The organism is Thalassovita litoralis, assembly GCF_900182725.1.
Lineage (GTDB): Bacteria > Pseudomonadota > Alphaproteobacteria > Rhodobacterales > Rhodobacteraceae > Thalassobius > Thalassobius litoralis.
Genome location: NZ_FXTO01000074.1, coordinates 1 through 1722 on the forward strand (window position 1 = coordinate 1; position 1722 = coordinate 1722).

A 1722-nucleotide genomic window follows, 5' to 3' on the forward strand; every position below is an offset into this window, starting at 1 on the left:
AAGTTAAGTGCTCTTACGCCAATGGTACTGCATCTCAAGATGTGGGAGAGTAGGTAACCGCCAAACCTAGCAATAACCAATAATCTCTATATACGTACAATATTGACGCGGGATGGAGCAGCCCGGTAGCTCGTCAGGCTCATAACCTGAAGGTCGTAGGTTCAAATCCTGCTCCCGCAACCAGATTCAATAAACAATATCAAAAGCTTAACCCTGCCTCGCGCGGGGCTTTCCGCGTTGCGTATTTATTCGTGGAAGCACTGTGGAAGCAAACGGGGCGCAATGATGGGTGTGGCGGAAGGGCAACAAAAGAGAAAGCGCGCTGACGTTATTCGCTGCGAGGTGAAATTCTGGGTCTGTTCGAACTCGCAGTCAACGGGCACAGCGGTATATTGCTTCGGTTGAGACGAGATCAGCCTTAGGGGCAATACGGTGTTAAAGCTGTTCCCGGACTGTACTAATTGTGATCCAGCCAAAACGCTCGCAGAACCGCTTGTACGTTGTGCGTGCAAGCTACAGTGTAGTGTCACTGCATGGGGACGAATGCAATGATCCTTTACAAGACAATAGCCCTAAAGTTCGGTCATTTCTATGACAGGGAGCGGCCAACAAGCATGACCGGCCTTGATGGTCAGCCAGTCCCGTCTGAAGATTTTCGCCAGCATTGGAAAAGCGTTCTTGGCGATCTTGCCTCAGCCAGAATCTATTTGCTTGACCACAATGCCGCGAATTACCTCGATTCCTTGCGAATGGGTGTTCAAGGAATGCCATGGGAAGATCGGCCAGAGTCTGACATTCAAGGCTATGTCCGTGAAGTCGACTTTCCGCGCGATCTCATTTGGGTCGAGTACGATGACCGCAAACTATGGGAAGATCGTGTCGCGCGAAGAGTATCCACCCAGACTGAAGAGGAGTTGAACAACCGGCGTCAACGGGGTTTTCTCTTCGATAATCGATCGCCTGATAAGCTGACTGTATGTCTTTTTTCAGCCTTGTCTGACACTATGTTTCTTGATGCGCCATTAGTCTTGGAAATACAGAAAGACGAAGATGGTCGACCCGACTTCAGAAATACAAGTTGGCAGCCCAATAAGACGGTAATTGCTGGACTAATGCGGGCCGGATTTCTGAGAGACGCAGCATCGGCGAGAGAATATTTTGAAGAGTACAAAGGCCACGTAACCTACGAAATGGTGATCGGGTTCATGCTTTTCGCGGCTCTTGCTGCGCGTGAAGATGATTTGGTGCCGCAGGAAACTCCAAGCCTCTCAAACGCGCAGGTCAAGACTGCTCGTAAATTCGGCAAGACTTGGATGACTGAAACGTTAAGATCACACGTCACCATTCGAATTGGTCCGGCCGCTGAACTTCACATGACCGAGCAAAAGGCAAGGCTTCGCTTTGAGGAAACGCAGGCGGTAGGCCGTGCCACGCCCACAGAGCATTGGGTGGCCGAACATGAAAGGCACTATGCAAACGGTAAAGTGGTGCGGGTTCGGGCGCACAAGCGCGGGCAATCACCATCAAGGGAATTGCCGGCACGCGTTGTAGGACCGAAAAAACACGATTGATCTATTTTGCCGTGTTCGAAGGGGGGCAGCTTACCTTTGCCGTATGGCCTTGGTCGGTAAGCTTACGCCGAGGGCCGTCTGGCGGGCTGATTTCGCGAGGGTTTAACGAGTGTCCTTATGGACGCACACGAAGACACCCCCCGCATTGAAG

At 51.4% G+C, this 1722-nt stretch carries 1 protein-coding gene and 1 tRNA gene; both read left to right on the top strand.

The features are described from left to right. Positions 1-106 precede the first annotated feature (106 nt). Positions 107-183: transfer RNA gene (locus tag FN828_RS20370), tRNA-Met, on the top strand. A 365-nt stretch (positions 184-548) separates the two neighbouring features. Continuing rightward, the gene (locus tag FN828_RS20375) at positions 549-1571 is read left to right on the top strand and encodes a hypothetical protein (RefSeq protein ID WP_142495130.1); all 1023 of its coding nucleotides are present in this window, start codon (positions 549-551) and stop codon (positions 1569-1571) included. The last annotated feature ends 151 nt before the right edge of the window (positions 1572-1722 follow it).